This is a genomic window from Methylobacterium sp. GXS13, assembly GCF_001455965.1.
In the GTDB taxonomy this organism is placed as follows: Bacteria; Pseudomonadota; Alphaproteobacteria; order Rhizobiales; family Beijerinckiaceae; genus Methylobacterium.
Genome location: NZ_LKKO01000052.1, coordinates 21,408 through 42,007, shown reverse-complemented (window position 1 = coordinate 42,007; position 20,600 = coordinate 21,408). Strand labels below are relative to the sequence as shown.

Sequence of the window (20,600 nt, the reverse complement as noted above, 5' to 3'; positions counted from 1 at the left end):
GAGCAGGCGGTGGCGGCGGCCCGGGCCGAGCCGCCGGACCTGACGATCGTCGCCCGCGCCCGCGACGCCCGCCACGCCTCGGCCCTGTACGAACTCGGCGTCGACGACGCGGTGCCGGAGACGATCGAGGCCTCCCTGCAATTGTCGGAGGCGGTGCTGGTCGATGTCGGCGTGCCGATGGGCCTCGTCATCGCGTCGATCCACGAGCGGCGCGACGAGTACCGCGCGCTGCTGAAGAAGCGCGAGAACGAGGCGAAGCCGATCTTCCGGGCCCGGCGCACGGTGGGCAAGGCCCTCGGCAAGCCGCCGGCCAAGAAGGAGGCCGCGGCCGCGCGCCAAGAGGCCTGAGTGGGCCTAAGCCGGTCGGTTCAGGCCGGGGCCAGATGCGCCTCGGCGTGCTTGGGCTGGCGGGTCACGCGGTTGCGCGGCGCCGGCTCGAAGCCATCGGCGAAGCTGCACCGGTAGACCAGTTCGTCCGCCGGTCCGAGGCCGGTGACCAGGGGGACGGTCACGGTGTCCCCCGAGAAGCGCCAGCCCCGGGCGCCCTTGTCCCAGTACAGCCATACGGTCCCGGGGAACCCCCGCAGGGTGAACACCGCGGCCTTGCGCGACAGGGCCTGAACGGCGCGCGGCGCGTACATGCCCTTGGCGCGGTAGGCCTCCCGGGTCGTTTCGGGCTGGCGATCCATGAAGGTGTTGCGCACCAGCTGAATCGTGGCACCCGGCTTCCCGAGAAACCGCTTGAAATCCGTCACATTCCGCAGGATGACCGCCATCGCAGGCCTCCTCGCTTCGTTTGGTGCGGCACGCGTCCTCGCGGCTGAACACACCTGATGCCCCGAGTTGAGCGATTCCCGTGACGGTTTCAGTGACTGTTCGAGGCTTGGCCTGGTACATATCAACAGATTCGACGACTTATGCCCAGCTTATGAGTCTCCGTGGCGGTTGGAGACTCTCCAGGGGCTTCAGGATTAGGCCTTTATCTGCTTCTGAATCTTGTCGACCATCTGCGACGACTCGGAGAACAGGCTCAGACATCCGACCCGGCCGACCGTAAGCGTGTCTGATTCGCCTGGGCTTGACCCGGGCGTTTTGCTGGCGCGTTCTTCCGAGATGCTGCTGCAGTTCTTCACGGCCCTCCGGGAGGCCAAGGTTCCCGTCTCCCTCAAGGAGTACCTCACCCTGCTCGGTGCCCTGGACCGGGGCTTGGCCGAGCACGACGTGGAGGCCTTTTACTTCCTGTCGCGCACGGCGTTGGTGAAGGACGAGGCGCATCTGGACCGATTCGACCGGGTGTTCGGCACGGTCTTCAAGGGTTTGGAGACGCTCGGCGCGGCGGTGGAGCCTGCGGCGATCCCCGAGGAATGGCTGCGCAAGCTTGCGGAGAAGTACCTGACCGAGACCGAGAAAGCCGAGCTGCAGGCGCTCGGCTGGGACACGTTGTTCGAGACGCTCAAGCAGCGGCTCGCCGAGCAGAAGGAGCGGCATCAGGGCGGCTCGAAATGGATCGGCACCGGCGGGACCTCCCCATTCGGCGCCTATGGCTACAATCCCGAGGGCATCCGCATCGGCCAGGACGGGAACCGGAACTTCCGCGCGGTGAAGGTCTGGGACAAGCGCGAGTTCAAGGATCTCGACGACGACCGCGAGATCGGCGCGCGCAACATGCGGATCGCGCTGCGGCGGCTGCGCCGCTTCGCCCGGACGGGTGCGGCCGAGGAGCTCGACCTCGACGGCACGATCCGCGAGAGCGCCCGCCAGGGCTATATCGACGTGCGGTTGCGACCGGAACGGCGCAACGCCGTCAAGGTGCTGCTGTTCCTCGACGTGGGCGGCTCGATGGACTTCCACATCGAGCAGGCGGAGGCTTTGTTCTCGGCGGCGCGCTCGGAGTTCAAGCACCTCGCGCATTACTACTTCCACAACTGCCCCTACGAGGCGGTCTGGACCGAGAACCGACGCCGGCACGAGGCCAGGACCCCGCTGCTCGACGTGATCCGCACCTACGGCAGCGACTACCGCGTGGTGTTCGTGGGCGACGCCTCGATGAGCCCCTACGAGATCGCCACGCCGGGCGGCTCGGTGGAGCATTGGAACGCGGAGCCCGGCGCCGCATGGATGCAGCGGCTCCTCGACCATTTCCCGAAGTCGGCCTGGCTCAACCCGGTGCCGGAGACGCACTGGGGCTACACCCAGTCGATCGGGATGGTGCAGCGGCTCATCGGCGGCCGCATGTTCCCCCTCACCCTCGACGGGCTCGACGCAGCGGCCCGGGCGCTGGTGCGGTGAGGGCCGGTCAAAACAGGCAGGGCGTCAAAGGCTATCCCAGTTCTGGCCGGGTCCGAAGACGCGGAGCACATCGACTGTCCCCGCGCCTTCGTCGTCTATAACCGTGTAGACAATTCGGTGGCCCGCTACGCTGCGGGATCGCGTTCCTTCATGCTCGCCGTCCGGCCACATGAGCGGGGTGTGTCGCAAGTCCCGAAGAGCTCTGTTGATCTGAGCAAGGCGGTGTGCCGCCCTCTCCCCTGCGCCAGGCTGGCGGAGCCATCTTCGCACGGAGGCGAGATCGGCCGCCGCCGCGCGGGAGGTCCTGACGCGAAACGGCACTGTCTGAAATCCGCAGGATAGAGATCAGGGCTTGGGCGAACTGGTCGAGGCTTCCGGAAGCTCGACCGGCTCTCCGTTTTCCCAAGCATCAAGCCAAGCATCCAGATCGCCATCGGCGATGTAGCGACCGCCCTCGATATCCGCTTTGGCGACCGCCAGCATGGACGCTTCGGCTGCGAGGCGAGCCTTACGCTGCTGTGCCGTTTCATCGGGCGAGTCCAGCCGCTGTTCCTGCCGGAATTCAACCCTGGTCATGTTCAGGCTCCCGCATCATCGTCCCGAAAGATGGTGGCTTGCTTTCGGAAAACGATGATGCCCGCGCGACAGCTTAGTCCCGCGCGAGCCTCATGGGGAGTCATTCTCGACTTCACCTGCGCGCTGAATATGACGCGTGAAGGTAAGCCCCATCGAAGGCGGGCAACCTCATTCTCTCGTCAGCTAAGTGCCTGACGAGCTACCCCTGCTGGGAGGGGGTCGTGACCACCAGCCCGTCCAGGTTCGGCGCGATCTTGATCTGGCAGGACAGGCGGGAATTCTCGCGCACGTCGGAGGCGAAATCGAGCATGTCCTGTTCCATGTCCTGGGCCTTGCCCACGACGTCGATCCAGGCATCGGCCACGTAGACGTGACAGGTGGCGCAGGCACAGGCACCGCCGCATTCCGCGTCGATGCCCGGGACGTTGTTGCGCAACGCCGTCTCCATCACGGTCGCGCCGACGCTGCCTTCGACGGTCCTCTCCGTCCCGGCGTGGTCGACGTAAGTGATCTTGGGCATGCTCGGCTCCGGGCTCGCGTCGAGCGGCCTCGCTTCGACGGGCGGGGTGACTGCTTGGCGGCTGAGGCCGTGGAATGCAAGCGCGGTGGCGGCGGTCCGTTCCGGATCGATCGCCGCATCGGCGTATGTCCGGCGCGTCGATGCTCTTAAGACTCGCGGTCCGGCGCGATCTCGGCCAACGCCGCCTCGACCGCCTGCACCAGCGCGTCGAGCGCGGCCGGTGCCGCTCCGGCCCGCAGCTGCGCCTCGGCGGCATCCGCGCAGGCTCGGACCTGCGTGGCGCCGACGCCAGAGGCCGAGCCCTTCAAGGTATGGGCGAGGTCGGCGCGTTGTCCCGCGGGCAGGGACGCATCCGTGAGCCGGGGCAGGATCGACCGGCATTGCCCGGCAAACAGCGCGAGCACCTCGTCGGCGAGATCGGCGTCACCGCCGGTCTGTGCATCGAGCTCCGCACGGTCGATGGCCAGCATGCGCACTCCCGGAATCCGCATTCTTCTGGGGGTTGCCGAACCGATCCCCATGATTCACCCCCCGATTCGCCGGACGGGGATCGCGCAGAGGCCGTCATCTGCGCCAAGATGGCGGAGCCGGAAGGCAGCGGCCTCAGTAACCATTCTGGTAACGGTTTCTGGGGTCGGACGGCGGCTCGGGTATCGGCAATCGGTGTCCGCGTCTAATCCTGTAATGGTAAACGGGACGTTGCGTCTCTGGCATCAGCCTCCCCAGGTGCCGGTGAAGCCCGTGTAACGAGGCGTTGAATGGCGACCGAGAAGAAGCTGAAGGACCCGGCCGAGGCCGCGCTCTCTGCGATCGAGCAGGCGCTGAACCTCGACGCCCTGACGCCGACCGGCACCGAGAGCCGCGCCGAGCCGCGCCTGCCCGATGTCGGGGATGCCGATCCCCTGCTCGACGGCGCCCTCGATCCGGCCGGCCGCCAGACGCCGCCGCGCCTCGACCTCGACCCGCCGCTGGCCTCCGACCTGCCCCCGCCCGGCCGCGAGCGTCCGCGCCGCGAGGGCGGCCTGTTGCCGCCCGACCGCTCGCTGGTGGCGAACGACGACCGGCGCAACATCGGCATCCTGCAGCAGACCCTGCGGGTGCGGTCCTCGCCCAAGCCCTACCTGTTTGCCCTGCTGGCCGGCCTCGCCTGGATCGCCGGCCTCGTGCTGGTCGCCTGGCTGCAATCCGGCGGCGACCTGCGCGGCGTCGTCTCCGGTCTCACCGCCCTCCAGGCGACGGTGGGCGCAGCGGCCCTGCTCCGCCAGGTCGTCCTGTTCGTGATCGCCGCCATGCTGGCGGCCCGGGCCCAGGAGATGCGCCTCGTCGCCCGCGCGGTGGGCGAGGTCGCGGTGCGCTTGGCCGAGCCCGAGAGCTTCTCCACCGACGCCGTCCTGACCATGTCGCAGACGGTGCGACGCGAAGTCGCCGCGGTCGGCGACGGCGTCGAGCGGGCGCTCGCCCGGGCCGGCGAGCTGGAGACCCTGGTCCGCGGCGAGATCGCCACCCTGGAGCGGGCCTATTCCGACAACGAGATCCGCATCCGCTCCCTGGTCGAGGAGCTTGTGGCGCAACGGGAATCCATCGTCACCAATGCCGAGCGCGTGCGCGGCGCCATCACCGGCTCGCACCAGAGCCTGAGCCAGGAGCTGGAGGGCGCGTCCGAGCGGATCGTCATGGCGTTGAACGGCGCCGGCGAGCGCGTCACCGGAGCGCTGGACGCCCGTGGCGCCGCCATCACCGCGTCCCTGGGCGAGGCGGGCGACCGGGTCGTCACCCTGATGACCGGGCGCGGCGACGAGCTGATCGAGAGCCTCGCGAACACCAGCGAGGTCGTGCGGGGCAGCCTTCTCGAAGTCGGCGAGACCCTGACGCAGGCCTTCGAGACCCGCGCCCGCGACGTGAGCGGCGCCTTCGAGGCGACCGGGAACGCCCTCACCGGGCGGATCGCCGAGAGCACCGCCTCCGTCGCCCAGAGCCTCGCCGAGACCGGCCTGCGCGTGAGCGAGACCCTGGAGCGCCAGGGCGGCGTGGTGCGCGAGAGCTTCGAGCGCTCCGTCATCGGCCTGGAGAACGCGTTCCTGTCCCGGGGCTCCGAGCTGACGGAGCGCTTCGGCGCGATGGGGACCCAGATCACCGCCCGCTTCGCCGAGACCGGCGCGGCTCTCACCCAGGACATCGCCGGCCGCGGACTTGCGCTGCGCGCCGAGATCGAGACTGCCGGCCTCTCCGTCGCCGAGGCGATCGAGAGCCGCGGGCGCGACGCCCAGGCCGCTCTGGCGCTGGCCATGGGCGGCGTCGGCGAGACGCTGACCAACCAGGCCGGCGCGGTGCGCGACGACCTGATCGGCACTGCCGAGCGGGTCGCCGAGACGATCGCCGACCGCGGCAACGCCCTGGCCGAGCGCATGGACGGCATCGCGGCGCGCCTCCACGACACCGTGACGGTGCAGGCCTCGGATCTCGAAAGCCGCGTCGTCGCCGCGGCCGAGCGTGCCGGCGGCCACATCACCGACCGGACCCAGGCGGCTACGCAAAGTCTGGAGAGCGCCTTCTCGGCGCTGGGTCATGGCTTCGAGGCCGGCGCCGCCTCCGCGGTCCAGTCCCTGCGCGGCTCGGCGAGCGCCGTCACCGACGAGGTCGAGGCCCATACCCGCGACGGCTCCGCCCGCCTGGTCGATACCCTCCAGACCCTGCGCCACGGCTCGGCCGAGGTGACCGGTGCCGTCGAGGCCGAGACCGCGAGCCTGCTGGCCCGCTTCCGCGACGCTGCCGACCGCGCCGCCATCGAGTTCGGCGAGCGCGGCTCCGCGGCGGTGTCCGCCCTGCGCGCCGCCCTGGACGACCTCAACCGCGAGCTGTCCGCCCGCACCGGCGACGCCACCGGCAGCCTGACGCAGGCCGCCCGCGCCATCTCGGACGACCTCGCCGCTCGCATCGGCGAGATGGAAGCCGCCTTCGGTCAGCACGGCAAGGGCGTCGCCGAGCTGCTGGCCAGCCACGCCGAGGAGACCCAGACCCGGATCAGCGGCACCGGCCGCGACATCGTGCTCGCGGTGGCGAGCCAGGGCGCCCGCATCGCCGACACCCTCAGCCAGACCGGCGCCAGCTTCGCCGAAACCGCCGACGTCCGTGTCCGGGCGATCGACGAGACGCTGGGCAGCCGCCTGACCGCCCTGCAGGAGACCATCGCCCGCGGCGACATCCTGGCCGACCGCATCGGCCGCGACACCGCGACCTTGGGCGAGACCGTCGGGGCGCGGCTGGAGGAGATGGACCGGCTCATCACCGTCAAGGGCCAGGCCGTGGCCGAGACCATCGCGACCCGCGCCCGCGAGGCCGGCAGCCTGGTCGAGACCCATCTCGGCAACCTGGAGGCGCGTTCCGCCCAGCGCGCGGCCGAGATCGGCGACGTCGTGGCGAACCTGGTCGACGACGTCGACAACCGGATCGACTCCCGCGGCAAGGCTCTGAACGAGGCGCTGGCCGCCCGGACCGGAGAGATGGCCCGGATCATGGAAGAGGGCAGCCGCAACCTGGTTGCGGTGCTCGACGGCCGGGTCGACGGGCTCGGTCAGGATATCGACCGGCGCACAGCCGAGATGGCCCGCCGCATCGCCGGCAGCGCCGAGCATTTCGATGCCGGCGTCATCAACCGCCTGCAGGAGATCGCCAACGCCCTGGAGGGGCGGGCCCGCCTCGTGGACGAGAGCTTCGGCGTGCAGGCCTTCGAGGCGATCCGCCTGATCGAGGCGCGCACCCGCGCGGTGGACGAGGAACTGGCCGGCCGTACCCGCGATCTCGTCGCCACGATCACCGACCGGACCGGCGGGATCGACAAGGCGATGGCCGAGAGCATCGGCACCCTCACGGGTGCCGTCGCGGAATCCACCCGGGTCCTCGAGGCTTCGCTGTCGGGGCGGGTGCAGGAGATCGTCCAGCTGGTGGACGAGCGCGCGGAGAGTGCCGACGCGGCCTTGTCCGCCCGGACCGAGGCCGTGCGCGCGGCCTTCGCCGAGCGTTCGGAGCTGCTGGCGAAGCTGATCGACGAGCGGATCACCGCCATGTCGAGCGAGCTGGACGAGAAGGGCCGGAGCGTGTTCGGCGCGATCGGCGGCCGGATCACCGAGCTGGCCCGCCTGTTCGACCGCGGCGGCACATCGCTGGCCGAGCTGATCGATCAGCGCGGCGAGAGCGTCCTGTCGAAGCTCCAGCAGACCATCGCGGATGCCGAGCGTATGCTCGAGGCCGGCGAAGGACGCCTGGGTCACACGCTGTCGAGCCGCACCGCCGATATCAGCGGCCTGCTCGACGAGGGCGTGCGCTCGGTCCACGGCCTGCTCGACGACCGCACCAACCAGATCCGCGTGATGCTGGACGGCCATGCCGGCACCCTGGCCAGCACCCTCGACGGTCGGATGGGTCCCCTCAACGAGGCGCTGGATACGCGTAGCCGCGCCCTGATCGCCGCGGTCGAGGACGCCTACGGCAACGCCGCCGGGAGCCTGGATTCCCGGACGCAGGCGCTGGGCAGCCTGTTCGACGAGCGCCTCGGGCACCTGGAGAATCTGGTCGAAGGCCGTGGCAACCGCCTTGCCGAGACCCTGGATGCCCGTGGCCAGGGCCTGCGGACCCTGTTCGAGGAAGCCCACAACGCCCTTGATGCGGTGGTGGAAGGCGGCGGTGGCCGCTTCGCCGCCTCGGTCGACGCCAAGATCCAGGCCCTGCGGACCATGCTGGAGGAGGCGCCCGCCGCCGTCTCCGCGCTGGTCGAGACCCGTGAGCGCCAGCTCGCCGCGACCCTCGACAGCCGCACGCAGCGCCTGCGGGCCCTGTTCGAGGAGGCCCAGACCGGCCTGCGCGATCTCGTCGAGGTGCGCGGTCAGGAACTCGCCGACACGATCACGACCCGGACCGAGGGGCTGCGCCAGACCCTCGACGCCGCCCCCACCGACATGGCCGACCTGCTGGACGCCCGCTTCGCGGACCTGCGCGCCCTGTTCGAGCGGGCACAGGCGGAGATCGACCGTTTGGTCGACGGCCGCAGCCGTGAGATCGCCGGAACGATCGAGCACCGCACCCAGGCTCTGCAGACCGCGATCGAGCAGGCGAGCCCGGCCATCGCCGGCCTGATGGAGGCCCGCGAGCACCAACTCGCCGACGTGTTCGAGGCTCGCAGCGGGCAGCTCGAAGCGCTGTTTGACCGGGCCCAGGCCGATATCGACCGCATGGTCGATGGTCGCAGCCGCGAGATCGCCGGGGCGATCGAGCAGCGGACGCAGGCTCTGCAGACCGCGATCGAGCAGGCGAGCCCGGCCATCGCCGGCCTGCTCGAAGCCCGCGAGCACCAGCTCGCCGAGGCGTTCGACGCCCGGAGCGGCCAGCTTGAGGCCCTGTTCGCGCGGGCCCAGGCCGAGATCGACCGCACGGTCGATGGTCGCAGCCGCGAGATCGCAGGGACGATCGAGCACCGCACGCAGGCCCTGCAGGCTGTGATCGAGCAGGCAAGCCCGGTGATCGCCGGGCTGCTGCAGGCTGGCGAGAACCAGCTGGTCCAGGCCTTCGGGGACAGGAACGGGGAGCTGCAGGCGCTGTTCGCGCAGGCCCAGTCGGAGTTCGACCGCACGGTCGATGGTCGCAGCCGTGAGATCGCCGCGACGATCGAGCATCGCACCCAGGCCCTGCAGGCTACCATCGAGCAGGCGAGCCCGGCGATCGCGGGCCTGCTCGAGGCCCGCGAGCACCAGTTCGCCGAGACCTTCGCGGCCCGGAGCGGGCAGCTTCGGACCCTGTTCGAGCGCGCGCAAGCCAACCTCGAAACCTCCGTGGAGAACCGCGGCCGGGAGATCGCCATGGCGGTCCAGGCGCGCACGCAAGACCTGCGCAACCTCCTCGATGCGGCGCCCACGGGCGTCGCCGCCCTCCTGGACGCCCGGATCGAGACCCTGCGCACGACCTTCGACGAGGCGCGCGCAGCGATCGAGGCGCTCGTCGACGAGCGCAGCCAGTCGCTGCTCGACGCCGCCCAGGGTCGCACCGGCTCGCTGGTCGAAGCCTTCGACGCGCGGATCCGTGACCTGGACGGCGTGGTCGAAGGGCGCACCGCCGCCCTGGTGCACTCCGTCGAGACGCAGACCGAGGCCCTGGCCCGGGGTGTCGACGCCCGCGCCGACGCCTTCACCCAGCGCATCGACAGCCGCATGCGGTTGTTCGCCACCCTGGTCGCCCAGCGCGCCGAGACGCTGGCCAATGCCTTCGACGACCGCCACGACGCCTTCGCGGGCCTCATGGACGAGCGCACCGCCAGCTTGGTGGCCGCCCTCGACGAGCGGGCGCGGGCCCATGCCGAGCAGGTCGATGCGCACAACGCCGCCCTGGCCGAGACGCTCAGCCGGCGCGAGGCCGCGCTGGCGGGCTTGATCGATGCCCGCACCGAGGCTCTGGGGGCCGGCTTCGAGCGCCGCGCCACCGCGTTGGGTGCGCTGGTCGATGCCCGCGGCGAGGCCCTGTCCCGCCGTCTCGCGGAGAGCGCCGAGGCGCTGGTCCGCGCCATCGAGGAGAAGGGCGGGGCGCTGATCGCCAGCGTCGACGGCAGCGGCCGTGCGGTCGGCGACAGCCTGGAAGGGCATGTCGCGCGCCTGCGCGCCGCCATCGACGGGCCGATGCTCGACCTGTCGCGGGCCCTGGCCGACCGCGCCAACTCGATCGAGCGGGTGCTGATCGAGACCGGCGTGCCGCTGGCCGAGACCCTGCGGCTGCAGACCGAGGAACTCGCCGCGCAGTCGCGGGCCTCGGCCGAGCTGCTGCGCGCCGCCATCGACGACGGTGCGGGCCGTGCCCTCACCGAGCTGTTCGAAACCAACGACCGGCTGGGCCGGGAGCTGGGCGCCGTCCTCCAGCGGATCGAGGGCGCCAACGCGGCGCTGGGCGAGCTGGTGTCCGGAGCCGGCACCAATCTCGGTGCGATCGACCCGGGCCGGGCGGGCCGGGTCGAGCAGGTCCAGACGGCGCTGCAGCGCATCGCTTCCGAGACCGGCCGCGCCACCGCGGGCGTCGCAGCCCAGGTCGAGGCCTTGCGCGAGGTCGCCAATACGGCGCTCCGCGAGGCGTCCGGCCTCGCCGAGACCCTCGACGGCCGCGGCCGTGCCCTGGGCGAGCAGACGTCCGTGCACGTGTCGGCCCTCGACCGGGCGGCGTCCTCGCTCGCTGCCATCGAGGAGCGACTGGGTGCGACCCTGTCGGGCCGCGAGGCGGCTCTGGCCGAGGCGCTGGCCGGCTTCGAGGCGCGCGCCAGCGCCCTGGAGCAGCAGGGCGGCGCCCTGGCCGAGACGATCGAGCGCACGCTGCGCAGTGCCGAGGAGCGCGCCCGCACCGTCGGCGAGTCGCTGCCGCGCTCGGCCGAGGGCGCAGGGGCTTCGGTCACCAGCGCCTTCGAGGGCCTCAAGGACAGTGCCGGGGCCGAGAGCGAGAAGGCGGCCCAGGGCGTGCGCCAGGCCATCGAGGAGGCGGCGCGGGAGATGCGCAGCGGCCTTGACGAGGCGCAGACCAAGTTCGGCGCCTCCGTGTCGTCCCTGCGGGAGATGGCGGGCTCGATCCGCGGCGAACTCGACGCGACCCGCGCCGAACTCGCCCGCGGCGTCCTCGACCTGCCCCGCGAGACGCAGGACGCCACCGGCGAGATGCGCCGGGTGGTGGCCGACCAGATCAAGGCGCTCAACGAGCTCTCGGCCCTGGTCTCCCGCACCACCCGCTCGGTGGATGTCGCCCAGCCTCAGGCCCAGCGGCGGGTGGCGGAGGGTGGCTCCCGCGCGGTTGCGGCGCCGCAGGCCAGCAGCGCTCCGGCTCCGTCCGCGACGCAGACGCAGGCTGTGTCGGCTCCGGCTCTGCCGGCGCCCTCGGCCCCGGCCCGGTCCACCCCGGCCCCGGCCCGGATCGAGGCGCCGCGGCCCTCCGCGACCGCCCGCCCCGTCGCCATGACGGCTGGCGGTGCCAAGCGCGGCTGGCTGTCCGACCTGCTGACCCGCGCCTCCCTGGATGAGGACGACGATGCCGAGGCGGACGCGACCAACGCCGCTGCGCCGGCCTCGCCGGGCCGTCCGTCGCAAGCTCTGTCTCAGGCTCCGGCCGAGACCGGGCGGATCGCCCTCGACACGATCTCCACCGACATCGCCCGGATGATCGAGCACCGGACCGCGGTCGACCTGTGGGAGCGCTACCGCCGGGGCGAGCCGAACCTGTTCGACCCGCGCATCTACACCGCGCAGGGCCGGACCACCTTCGCGGAGATCCAGCGTCGCTACCGGTCGGATGCGGAGTTCCGCCGCAGCGTCGATCGCTACGTGGGTGAGTTCGAGCGGCTACTCGGCGACGTGGTCAAGAACGACAGCGACGCCAAGCGGACCGACGCCTACCTCACGTCCGAGACCGGCAAGGTCTACACAATGCTGGCCCATGCCAGCGGTCGCTTCGACGGGGCCTAGCAGGACAGCCAGCGCGGGCGCTCACAGAGCCCGCGCTGGCGGAACGTGTTTTACAGGAGGCCCAGCCCAACCAGCTCGCGGCGCAGCGCCTCGGGCATCTCGGCGAGGTCGCCCGATTGCCCGGCGCCCAGGTCGGCCGGCGCGTCGCGGGCCGTGAGGTAGCGCCAGCCCTGGAACGGGCGGCAGGGCCGGGGCGATACGGGAACCAGGCGCGGGTCGAAGACCAGCCGGCAGCGCGGGATGCCGTCCGCGTCCGTCAGTTTCTCGATCGCGGTGATCGCCTGCCGGCAGGACAGGGTCCCGCGGATCACCCAGTAGATCGAACCCTTTCCGGCGATCTCCCGATGGCGCTTGGGCAAGGTGCGGGTGACGTGGAACGGGTCGGCCGGCCGGCCCTCGCGCAGGGCCTCGGCCCGGTACCGCTCCTGACGGGCTTCGAGGTCGGCGATGGAGGCGGGTCCGACGCAGAGCTTGATCAGGTTCAGGGCCACGGGGGTTTTCGTCTCACGACCTTCGGCGGGCGGGCGCCCCTGATAGCAGGGCCGCTTGGCGCCGTCAGGCGAACAGGGCGAGCCGCTGCTCCGGTGGCAGCGCGTCGATCGCCGCGAAACTCAGGATCGGCGCCTCCGGCTCGGCGGCGGGCTCCGGGGCGACGGGGTCATGGCCGGCCCAATCCGCGTCGGGCTCTGGATTCTCAGAGTCGTCCTGATCGACCGCGGCGTGGCCGAGCGCGACCGGGGCGGGCGCTTCTTCTATCTCGAACGCCTCGGCTTCATCGGCCGCCTCTGCCCCCTCCCCGTCCGAGACCGGCAGGAACACGATATCCTCGTGGAGCGGCGGGCTCCCGGGGCGGGCGATCAGCGCCGCCGCGGTGACGGCCGGCACCTCCATGGCGATGTAGCGGTCGATATCGCTCTGGCAGAGGTCCGACGGCGGGGTCTCCGGCAGGGGCCCGGCCGCTGGGTCGCCGGGCATCGGCGGGATCGGCTCGGCGGCGCTGCCCCAGATCGCGATCATCGACGCGAGCCGGTCCTCGAGGTAGCGCAGGGTGTAGACGATCCGGGCGGTGCGCTGGGCGGTGAGATCCTGGAACGAGCAGGCGGTGTAGATCGCCGTCGCGTGCCGATCGAGGGCGTCGCAGGTTGGCGCATCGGCACCGCGCTCGCGCAGAACCCAGGCCGCCTCCTGGATCGCCTCGGCCGAGCCGAGGATGTCGGAGGTCGCCCGCTCGGTCTCCCGCACGATCGCGTCGAGGGCCAGGGAAGCCTGTGTGAGGCGGGTCTGCTCGCTGTCGCGGGCGCTGATCGCGGCGATCTCGGCCTTGGTCTGGCTGATCGCCGCGGCCATCTCGACGAGATTGCCGTGCAGCTGCCCGACGGTCTGCTGATCCCGGTCGGTGGTCACCGCGTGTTCGAGGCGGCGCATGGCCCCGAGCAGCATCCGGGCCAGGGCGGCCCGGTTGCGGCGGGCATATTCGGACAGGAACCAGCGCCCGCGCTCACTGAGGCAGATGGTCGCCTCGATCGCCTCGTATTCGGCGAGGGCGCCTGCAGGGGCTGAACCGGACATGGGATCCCTCCGAACCCGAAAGCCCGGTGCGGCGACGGCCGGCACGCGGCGCGACCCGGAGGCGGGCAAATTGACAGGGAGGGTTTAACGGGCGCTTACGGCGGCCGGCCCCCGGATGTGGGGCATCCTTCGACGCCCGCCCGGGAACCCCCATCCTTGCATCGCCCGTCCGGCCCGGCGCGCCTGTCGCTGCTCTACGCCGTCGTCTTCACCGAGATCGGCATCGCGATGCCGTTTATGCCGCTCTGGCTCGACGGCCTCGGCCTCGATGCCCGGGTGATCGGCCTGCTCCTGGCCCTGCCGATCGCCACCCGGATCGTCGCGACGGCGCCGCTGATGAGCCTGCTCGACCGAGGCCTGGGCCCGCGCCGGCTGATCCTGCTCGGCAGCCTCGCCCTCAGCCTGACCTACGCGCTGATGCCCGGCGCCGCCGGGATCGGCTGGCCCCTGCTCGCCGGGCTGATCGTCCTCAACGCCGTGGCCGGCGCGCCGCTGGTGCCGTGCATCGACTACTTGACCCTGGCAGCCGTGCGCCGCGACGCCCGCCTGGTCTATGCCCGGATCCGGATGGCGGGCTCCATCGCGTTCCTGCTGGCCAACCTGGCGGGCGGATTCCTGCTTTCGGCGCTGGGCGGCCAGCTCGCGGTGCCGCTGCTGCTCACCGGCCTCGCCCTGGCGGCGGGGATCGTGGCCTGGCGCAGCCGCTCGGTCGTGGCCCTGCCGCAGGTCCCGGCCGGCGCCGTCCGGCCGCGCCTGCCGTTGACACTCTGGCTCTGCATCGGCGCCGCGGCGGCGATCCAGGCGAGCCACGGGGCGATCTACGGGTTCGGCAGCATCTACTGGACGAGCCAGGGCATATCGCCGGTCTGGGTCGGCGCGCTGTGGGCGACCGGGGTGCTGGCCGAGATCGCGCTGTTTGCCGGCATCACCGCCCTGCCCGCGTCCTGGCGGAGCCCGGTGCGGCTCCTGACCCTCGGCGCCGGGGCGTCGATCCTGCGCGCCGTCGGCATGTATCTTCTGGGCGATCACCTGGCCGCGCTGGTGCCGCTCCAGTGCCTGCACGGCCTGACCTTCGGGGCGACGCAGCTCGGCGCGATGGCGGCGGTGTCGGCCTTCGCCCCAGAGGGCGCGCGCGGGCGGGCGCAGGGCACGCTGAGTGCCGTCAACGCGAGCATCTCCGTGGGCGCGACCCTGGTGAGCGGCCTCGCCTACCGGGCCGGCGGTCCCCTCGCCTTTCTCGTGATGGCGCCGCTCGCCGCCTGCGGCCTGGGCCTGGCCCTCGCCGCCGGCCGCGCCAAGGGGGGTGACGTTGGAGACGGATCGTCAACCGTAATGTCGACATAACCCCAGTTCAGGGTGGTGCCTCCAATCGAGGAGTGAGGGCTTGCTGAGCGAGGGCATGGTTCCCGGCGCATCGCTGCGGGACCGGCCGGGCCGCGGCCGGTTGGCGCTCGACGGGCGCTGGACCGCCGATCAGGCGCCGACCGTCGAGGCGAATGCGGCGCGCATCCTGGCGGCCGGCCGGGCCGCTCCCGTGGCGGTCGACCTGTCGGGGATCGAGCGGCTGGACACTTTGGGCGCCTGGGTGCTCGAGCGGACCCGCGCCGAGATCGAGCAGGCCGGCGGCGCGCTGACCTATGTCGGCGTTCGGTCCGAGCACCGCACCCTGCTGGGCGAGGTGCGCCTGCGCGAGGTCGAGTCCGCGGCCCCGGCGCGGCGCGGCCGCATCGTCGGGTTCCTCGACACGGTCGGCCGCGAGACCGTGCGCGGGGGGCACGCGTTCGTCACCGCCCTCGCCTTCCTGGGCGAGGTGATCGCCGCCTGCGGGCGCGTCGCCCTGCGGCCGGGCACGTTCCGGGGCACCGCCCTGGTCAACCAGATCCAGCAGGTGGCGTTCAACGGCGCCCCGATCATCGTGCTGATCTCGTTCCTGGTCGGCGGCATCGTCGCCCAGCAGGGTATCTTCCAGCTCCAGCGCTTCGGCGCCCAGACCTTCGTGGTCAACCTGATCGGGCTGCTGATCCTGCGCGAGATGGGCGTGCTGCTGACCTCGATCATGGTCGCGGGCCGCTCCGGCTCGGCGATCACCGCCGAGATCGGCTCCATGCGCATGCGCGAGGAGGTCGACGCCCTGCGGGTCATGGGCCTCGATCCCGTCGAGATCCTGATCGTGCCGCGGGTGCTGGCCCTGATGGTCGGCCTGCCGATGCTGACCCTGATCGGCGACATCGCCGCGCTCACCGGCGGCGGCCTCACCGCCATGCTGTACGGCGGCCTGACGCTCGATCAGTTCCTGGTCCGGCTCCAGGCGGCGGTGGGCGTGCACCACGTCATGGTCGGCCTGATCAAGGCCCCGTTCATGGCGCTGATCATCGGAATCCTCGCCACGATCGAGGGCTTCGCGGTGGAGGGCTCGGCGGAATCGCTGGGCCGCCACGTCACCGCCTCAGTCGTGAAGTCCATCTTCATGGTCATCGTCCTCGATGGATTGTTCGCCGTGTTCTTCGCCGCGATCGATTTCTGAGCCCGTGCTGATGATCGCCCCCGCCACGCCCGAGCCCGAAGCCGGCCCTGCGCCCATCATCCGGGTGCGCGACCTCGTGGTCGGATTCCGCAACCGGAACATCCTCAAGGGTCTCAACCTCGACATCCGGGCGGGCGAGATCATGGGCTTCGTCGGGCCCTCGGGTCAGGGCAAGTCGGTGCTCACCCGCACGATCCTCGGCCTCACGCCGAAGCGGGCGGGCACGATCGAGGTGTTCGGCCGCGACGTCGACGGCATGACCTATGCCGAGCGCCGCCGCATGGAGCAGCGCTGGGGCGTGCTGTTCCAGCAGGGCGCCCTGTTCTCGGCGCTCACCGTCAAGCAGAACATCCAGGTCCCGATGCGCGAGCACCTGAACCTGTCCGAGCGCCTCCTCGACGAGTTCGCGCGGCTCAAGATCGAGATGGTCGGTTTGCAACCGGACGCCGCCGACAAGCTGCCCTCGGAGCTATCCGGCGGCATGATCAAGCGCGCGGCGCTCGCCCGCTCCCTGGCGCTCGATCCCGAGATCCTGTTCCTGGACGAGCCGACCTCGGGGCTCGACCCGATCGGCGCGGGCGAGTTCGACGACCTCGTCTCGACGCTGAAGGAGACGCTGGGCCTGACCGTGTTCATGGTCACCCACGACCTCGACAGCCTCTACACCGCCTGCGATCGCATCGCGGCGCTCGGCGACGGTCAGATCATCGCCGCCGGCACGATCGAGGAGATGCTGGCGAGCGACCACCCCTGGTTGCGCTCGTACTTCCACGGCAAGCGGGCCCGCGCCATCACCTCCGGGGCGCCGGCGCATGCCTGACCGCCCCTTCCCCCTGACCCCGTCCCGGTCCCTCCCGGGATCGGCGACACGCAGCTCGGCCGGACTTGTTTCGCCGAGCGGAACCGCAGGCTGACCGCATGGAAACCCGCGCGAACTACGCCCTCATCGGGGCCTTCACCCTCGCCGTCATCCTGGCGGGCTTCGGCACCGTGCTGTGGCTCTCCGGCGGCTCGTCACGGCAGGTGAGCCAGATCGTCCGCATCGTGTTCTCCGGCTCGGTCGGCGGGCTCTCCCGCGGATCGAGCGTGAACTTCAACGGCATCAAGGTCGGCGAGGTGACGGATATCCGCCTCGCCCCGCAGGATCCGCGCCGGGTGCTGGCCCAGATCAAGGTCGATCCCTCGACGCCGCTCCGGGCCGACACCCGGGCCCGCCTCGATTCGGCGATGCTGACCGGCGTCTCGGTGATCTCCCTGTCGGGCGGCAACGCCGACGCGCCGGTGCTCGCGCCGATGGCCAATGGCGAGCCGCCGACGATCTTCGCCGATTCCTCCGACATGCAGGACATGATGGCGCTGGCCCGCCAGGTGGCTCAGCGGGCCGACGACATGCTGGCCCGCCTCGACCGGATCGTGGCCGGCAACGAGGGCGCGATCAACCGGGCCCTCACCAATGTCGAGACGTTCTCGAAGACGCTGGCCGATGCCGGCCCGAACATCGCGACCCTGGTCAAGGCGGTGGACGGGGTGAAGCTCGGCCACGTGATCGACAATGCCGACCGCTTCTCCGCGGCCCTGTCCAAGTCGAGCCCCGACATCGAGGGAGCGGTCCACGACGCCCGCTCGCTCGCGGCCAAGCTCAACGCCTCGGCCGACAAGATCGACTCGGTGCTGAACGGAGCCCAGGGCTTCCTCGGCTCCGCCGCGGGCCAGGAGGGCTCCAGCACGTTCACCGAGATCCGTGCGGCCGCGGTCTCGGTGCGCGACGCCGGCAAGGCCTTTCGCGTCATGTCGGAGAACCTCGACAAGCGCACCGCCAGCATCTCGGCCAATTTCGGCCGCCTGAGCGGTACAGGCCGCCGGGAGGTGGAGGCGCTGTCGGGGGACGGCCAGCGCACGCTGAACACCCTGAACCGGACCGTGCGCAGCCTGGAGCGCGATCCGAGCCAGGTGATCTTCGGCGGCAAGCCGTCGTTGCCCGAATACAACGGCGGCCGGTGAAATCACTGGCCGCCGGGTCGATGTGTCCCGGCGCACGGCACGGATACAGGCGAGGGATAGTTTCTGCGGCATAGCTTATTCAGCTCTGCCGCGTGTCGGCGGGGTTTCTCAGGTTGTGCGTATGGCCCGCTCGTCCCACCTCCTCGCCGCCGCGCTGCTCGCCGCCCTCCTGGGTGGCTGCGGCGGTGGCGCCACGCCCCTGACCTTCGATCTCGCGGCTCTGCCCCCGGTTGTGCGCCTCGTCGCGGCCGGCCGCTCGATCGCAGTCTCGGAGCCGGTGGGCATCCAGCCGTTCGAGGCCGACCGGATCATCGTGCGCGAATCCGGCGGCGCCCTCGCCTTCCTGGGCGGCGGCCAATGGGCCGACCGGCTGCCGCGGCTGATCCAGACCCGGCTCCTCCAGAGCCTGGAGAATTCCGGTCGGCTCCGGTCGGTGAGCCGCCCCGGCGACAAGGTCGTGGCCGATTACCAACTGATCAGCGAGATCCGCGCCTTCGACATCCAGGCGACGACCGGGGAGGCGGTGGTCGACCTGTCGCTGAAGCTCGTGGCCGACGGCACCGGCAAGGTTACCGCCGCCCGGATCTTCACCGCCCGCGTGCCGGTGGCGAAGATCGACGCCGGCAACGGCGCCCAAGCCCTCGACCGGGCGCTGACCATCGTGCTGGCCGACGTGGTCCGCTGGGTGAATACCGGGCGCTGAGCGCGCCGGGTCTCGGACGGGATCCGCGCCGTCCGGGGGCCGAAGGTCCGTGCGGATCGGATCGGGGCTTTTCGCGCCGCCGGTCGTTCTCGCAGCGAGCCGGTCACAGGGCTGCTTTCGATCGTATCCATGCGGAGTCGATAGAAATTGACGGTTGCAGCCTGCAGCAATTGCAGCCATAGCGCAGCCGCTATGCAGACCATCTTTTCGACGGACGAGGTTCGACCGAAAGATCGATTTCGCCATTGGCGGGATGTCTGCGAAGACCGCCTCGTCCCGATGGAGCAGGACTGCCTGGGCGAGGGGCAATTTGACGCCACGATCGACGGTGCAAGTATCGGCGGTCTGGATTTCACGAAGTTCGCGTTGCGCAATCTCAGGGCCTCGACGACGCCCCGAACGCTCCGGCACGAAAATCACAAGACCGATCACCTCTTCATGAGCATGGTCCTGTCCGGGACCGTCCGCGCAGACCAGAACGATCGATCCAGCACGGACACAAACGGCGACTTCGCGATCCGCGACACGAATACGCCGTGGACGATCGAGCACAGCGGGTACAGCGAGGTGCTGGCCATCGCGATCCCGCGGGAGCGGCTGGAGGGAGTGCTGGGGTCGGCCCGGATCTTCGCCGGCCTGACCGTCGAGGGCCATCTGCCGGTGGCGACCCTGGCCCGCTCGTTCCTGTCCAACCTGCTGCGCGAGGAGGATCGGCTGCCGCCGCATGTGGCCGAGCGCATGGCCGGGGTGGGGATCGATCTCGTCGTCGCCAGCCTCGCCGAGCGCCTCGCACGGGAGCTGCCCCGGCCCGTTCACGGCAGCGTCGTGATTCAGCGCGCCAAGGCCTATGTCGAGGCCAACCTTCACGACCAGGCGCTAGATCCGCGCCACCTCGCGGCCGCGACCGGGGTGTCGTTGCGGCGGCTCCAGGAACTGTTCCACGAGCGCGGCCAGCACATTTCCGACTGGATCTGGCAGCGCCGGTTGGAAGCTGCGGCCAACCGCCTGACCGATCCCGGATACCTCCACATGCCGCTCGGCACCCTGGCCTATGGCTGCGGCTTCGCCAGCCAGGCTCACTTCTCCCGCCGCTTCAAGGAGCGCTACGGCCTGAGCCCGCGCGACTATCGCCACCGCGCGCTGTCGCACGCCGTCGCCTGCTGAGGAGACGGCCGTCTCGTCCCGCGCCCCGGTCGGACCCGGTGTGCACGGTCAGCGAGAAGACAGATTTGCGGGCGACATGATGCCCGCGCCGGACGAGGCGACGCGCTTGCGTCCCCGCCGCCTCACTCCATCACGGCCGCCTTCATGATCACAACCATGGTGGCCCGGGCCGGGCCTTCGGTGCAGCGCACGAGGTGGGGGCGGTCGCAGCGATAGCGCAGGGTCTCGCCCGCCCGGACGCTCCGCACGCTGCCGCCGATCTCGACCTCGAACGCGCCCTCGGCCACCGAGAGCGATTCCACCGAGCCGCGCTGGTGCGGGTCCGAATCGAGGACGCCGCCGAGATCGGCCGTGACCTCGTACCATTGCAGCCACTCGATCGTCTTGATCCAGCCGATGATCGCCAGCCGGACCTTGCCGTCCTCCGAGACCAGGATCGGGGTGTCCGCCCGGGAGGTTTTCTCGATGAACGGTTCCTCGTCGCCCGCCGCCAGGACCCGGTCGATCGAGACGTCGAGCGCCTGCGACAGCCGCCAGATCGTCGCGAGCGTCGGGTTGGTCTCGTTACGCTCGATCTGGCTGATGATCGACTTCGCCACGCCCGATTGCTCGGCGAGCTCTGACAGGGAGAGATTGTAGGCCTTGCGTAGGCGCTGGATCGTCTTGCCAAGCTGGCCGGAGAGCACCTGCGCCCCGGTCAGCAGGTCGCGTCCGCGCGCCCGGTCGGGCCGTTCCGCCTGATCCTGCATCGTCACCGGTCCACCTAGGCCGTTCCGT

General features: G+C 71.0%; 16 protein-coding genes and 1 pseudogene. 9 read left to right on the top strand and 8 right to left on the bottom strand.

Features of this window, described 5'->3' with window-relative positions; all coding sequences use genetic code 11:
- Window positions 1–348, top strand: a pseudogene (locus AO398_RS19045) (potassium transporter TrkA); the annotation flags it as partial.
- A gap of 20 nt (window positions 349–368) precedes the next feature.
- On the opposite strand, the gene AO398_RS19040 reads toward AO398_RS19045, so the two are convergent.
- Window positions 369–776 (bottom strand): hypothetical protein, encoded by a 408-nt coding sequence (locus tag AO398_RS19040; protein ID WP_058193747.1) that lies wholly within the window; start codon window positions 774–776, stop codon window positions 369–371.
- A 337-nt stretch (window positions 777–1,113) separates the two neighbouring features.
- Here AO398_RS19040 and AO398_RS19035 point away from each other — a divergent pair, with 337 nt between their 5' ends.
- On the top strand, window positions 1,114–2,289 hold the full coding sequence (locus AO398_RS19035; RefSeq protein ID WP_058193746.1) for a VWA domain-containing protein: 1,176 nt from the start codon (window positions 1,114–1,116) through the stop codon (window positions 2,287–2,289).
- A gap of 24 nt (window positions 2,290–2,313) precedes the next feature.
- Here the strand turns inward: AO398_RS19035 and AO398_RS27610 are convergent, their stop codons facing one another.
- From AO398_RS27610 to AO398_RS19025, 4 genes are all read right to left on the bottom strand, one after another.
- A complete protein-coding gene (locus tag AO398_RS27610) occupies window positions 2,314–2,610 on the bottom strand; it encodes a type II toxin-antitoxin system RelE/ParE family toxin (RefSeq protein WP_082643351.1) in 297 nt (98 codons plus the stop codon).
- 24 nt (window positions 2,611–2,634) lie between these two features.
- Window positions 2,635–2,865, bottom strand: a complete 231-nt coding sequence (locus tag AO398_RS28405) for a hypothetical protein (protein WP_152997563.1) — start codon at window positions 2,863–2,865, stop codon at window positions 2,635–2,637.
- A 199-nt stretch (window positions 2,866–3,064) separates the two neighbouring features.
- Entirely contained in the window at window positions 3,065–3,385 is a 321-nt protein-coding gene (locus tag AO398_RS19030; RefSeq protein ID WP_058193744.1) for a 2Fe-2S iron-sulfur cluster-binding protein, read from the bottom strand.
- 146 nt (window positions 3,386–3,531) lie between these two features.
- The gene (locus tag AO398_RS19025) at window positions 3,532–3,855 is read right to left on the bottom strand and encodes an Hpt domain-containing protein (protein WP_058193742.1); all 324 of its coding nucleotides are present in this window, start codon (window positions 3,853–3,855) and stop codon (window positions 3,532–3,534) included.
- Window positions 3,856–4,143: 288 nt separating this feature from the next.
- Between AO398_RS19025 and AO398_RS19020 the strand changes: the two genes are divergently transcribed.
- Window positions 4,144–11,862 carry a hypothetical protein gene (locus tag AO398_RS19020; RefSeq protein WP_058193740.1) on the top strand — a complete coding sequence of 2,573 codons (7,719 nt, stop codon included), beginning with the start codon at window positions 4,144–4,146 and terminating at the stop codon, window positions 11,860–11,862.
- Between the two features lie 50 nt (window positions 11,863–11,912).
- Here AO398_RS19020 and AO398_RS19015 read toward each other — a convergent pair whose 3' ends face one another.
- Together AO398_RS19015 and AO398_RS19010 are read right to left on the bottom strand one after the other, a co-directional pair.
- Window positions 11,913–12,353, bottom strand: a complete 441-nt coding sequence (locus AO398_RS19015; protein WP_058193738.1) for a DUF1489 domain-containing protein — start codon at window positions 12,351–12,353, stop codon at window positions 11,913–11,915.
- A gap of 64 nt (window positions 12,354–12,417) precedes the next feature.
- On the bottom strand, window positions 12,418–13,431 hold the full coding sequence (locus tag AO398_RS19010) for a hypothetical protein (RefSeq protein WP_058193736.1): 1,014 nt from the start codon (window positions 13,429–13,431) through the stop codon (window positions 12,418–12,420).
- Window positions 13,432–13,587: 156 nt separating this feature from the next.
- Here AO398_RS19010 and AO398_RS19005 point away from each other — a divergent pair, with 156 nt between their 5' ends.
- The 6 genes from AO398_RS19005 to AO398_RS18980 all read left to right on the top strand — a co-directional run bounded on the left by AO398_RS19005 (window position 13,588) and on the right by AO398_RS18980 (window position 19,823).
- On the top strand, window positions 13,588–14,775 hold the full coding sequence (locus AO398_RS19005) for an MFS transporter (protein ID WP_244498822.1): 1,188 nt from the start codon (window positions 13,588–13,590) through the stop codon (window positions 14,773–14,775).
- A gap of 55 nt (window positions 14,776–14,830) precedes the next feature.
- Window positions 14,831–15,955: an MlaE family lipid ABC transporter permease subunit gene (locus tag AO398_RS19000; RefSeq protein WP_058193760.1), complete on the top strand. Its 1,125-nt coding sequence runs from the start codon at window positions 14,831–14,833 to the stop codon at window positions 15,953–15,955.
- A 10-nt stretch (window positions 15,956–15,965) separates the two neighbouring features.
- Window positions 15,966–16,775, top strand: coding sequence for an ABC transporter ATP-binding protein (locus AO398_RS18995; RefSeq protein ID WP_201025802.1), 810 nt, complete (start codon window positions 15,966–15,968; stop codon window positions 16,773–16,775).
- A 98-nt stretch (window positions 16,776–16,873) separates the two neighbouring features.
- The gene (locus AO398_RS18990) at window positions 16,874–17,956 is read left to right on the top strand and encodes an MlaD family protein (protein WP_058193735.1); all 1,083 of its coding nucleotides are present in this window, start codon (window positions 16,874–16,876) and stop codon (window positions 17,954–17,956) included.
- A 121-nt stretch (window positions 17,957–18,077) separates the two neighbouring features.
- Window positions 18,078–18,659, top strand: coding sequence for an ABC-type transport auxiliary lipoprotein family protein (locus AO398_RS18985; RefSeq protein WP_058193733.1), 582 nt, complete (start codon window positions 18,078–18,080; stop codon window positions 18,657–18,659).
- A 192-nt stretch (window positions 18,660–18,851) separates the two neighbouring features.
- Window positions 18,852–19,823 carry a helix-turn-helix domain-containing protein gene (locus tag AO398_RS18980; protein WP_058193731.1) on the top strand — a complete coding sequence of 324 codons (972 nt, stop codon included), beginning with the start codon at window positions 18,852–18,854 and terminating at the stop codon, window positions 19,821–19,823.
- A gap of 122 nt (window positions 19,824–19,945) precedes the next feature.
- On the opposite strand, the gene AO398_RS18975 is transcribed toward AO398_RS18980, so the two are convergent.
- Entirely contained in the window at window positions 19,946–20,572 is a 627-nt protein-coding gene (locus AO398_RS18975; RefSeq protein ID WP_058193730.1) for an XRE family transcriptional regulator, read from the bottom strand.
- Between the last annotated feature and the right edge of the window lie 28 nt (window positions 20,573–20,600).

Excerpts from the sequence above, each read along its gene's own strand:
- AO398_RS18980 (WP_058193731.1), top strand. The coding sequence starts at position 18,852 with ATGCAGACCATCTTTTCGACGGACGAGGTTCGACCGAAAGATCGATTT.
- AO398_RS18975 (WP_058193730.1), bottom strand. The coding sequence starts at position 20,572 with ATGCAGGATCAGGCGGAACGGCCCGACCGGGCGCGCGGACGCGACCTG.
- AO398_RS19020 (WP_058193740.1), top strand. The coding sequence starts at position 4,144 with ATGGCGACCGAGAAGAAGCTGAAGGACCCGGCCGAGGCCGCGCTCTCT.
- AO398_RS19025 (WP_058193742.1), bottom strand. The coding sequence starts at position 3,855 with ATGCTGGCCATCGACCGTGCGGAGCTCGATGCACAGACCGGCGGTGAC.
- AO398_RS19030 (WP_058193744.1), bottom strand. The coding sequence starts at position 3,385 with ATGCCCAAGATCACTTACGTCGACCACGCCGGGACGGAGAGGACCGTC.
- AO398_RS18990 (WP_058193735.1), top strand. The coding sequence starts at position 16,874 with ATGGAAACCCGCGCGAACTACGCCCTCATCGGGGCCTTCACCCTCGCC.
- AO398_RS18995 (WP_201025802.1), top strand. The coding sequence starts at position 15,966 with ATGATCGCCCCCGCCACGCCCGAGCCCGAAGCCGGCCCTGCGCCCATC.
- AO398_RS19040 (WP_058193747.1), bottom strand. The coding sequence starts at position 776 with ATGGCGGTCATCCTGCGGAATGTGACGGATTTCAAGCGGTTTCTCGGG.
- AO398_RS19000 (WP_058193760.1), top strand. The coding sequence starts at position 14,831 with ATGGTTCCCGGCGCATCGCTGCGGGACCGGCCGGGCCGCGGCCGGTTG.
- AO398_RS28405 (WP_152997563.1), bottom strand. The coding sequence starts at position 2,865 with ATGACCAGGGTTGAATTCCGGCAGGAACAGCGGCTGGACTCGCCCGAT.
- AO398_RS19035 (WP_058193746.1), top strand. The coding sequence starts at position 1,114 with ATGCTGCTGCAGTTCTTCACGGCCCTCCGGGAGGCCAAGGTTCCCGTC.
- AO398_RS18985 (WP_058193733.1), top strand. The coding sequence starts at position 18,078 with ATGGCCCGCTCGTCCCACCTCCTCGCCGCCGCGCTGCTCGCCGCCCTC.
- AO398_RS19010 (WP_058193736.1), bottom strand. The coding sequence starts at position 13,431 with ATGTCCGGTTCAGCCCCTGCAGGCGCCCTCGCCGAATACGAGGCGATC.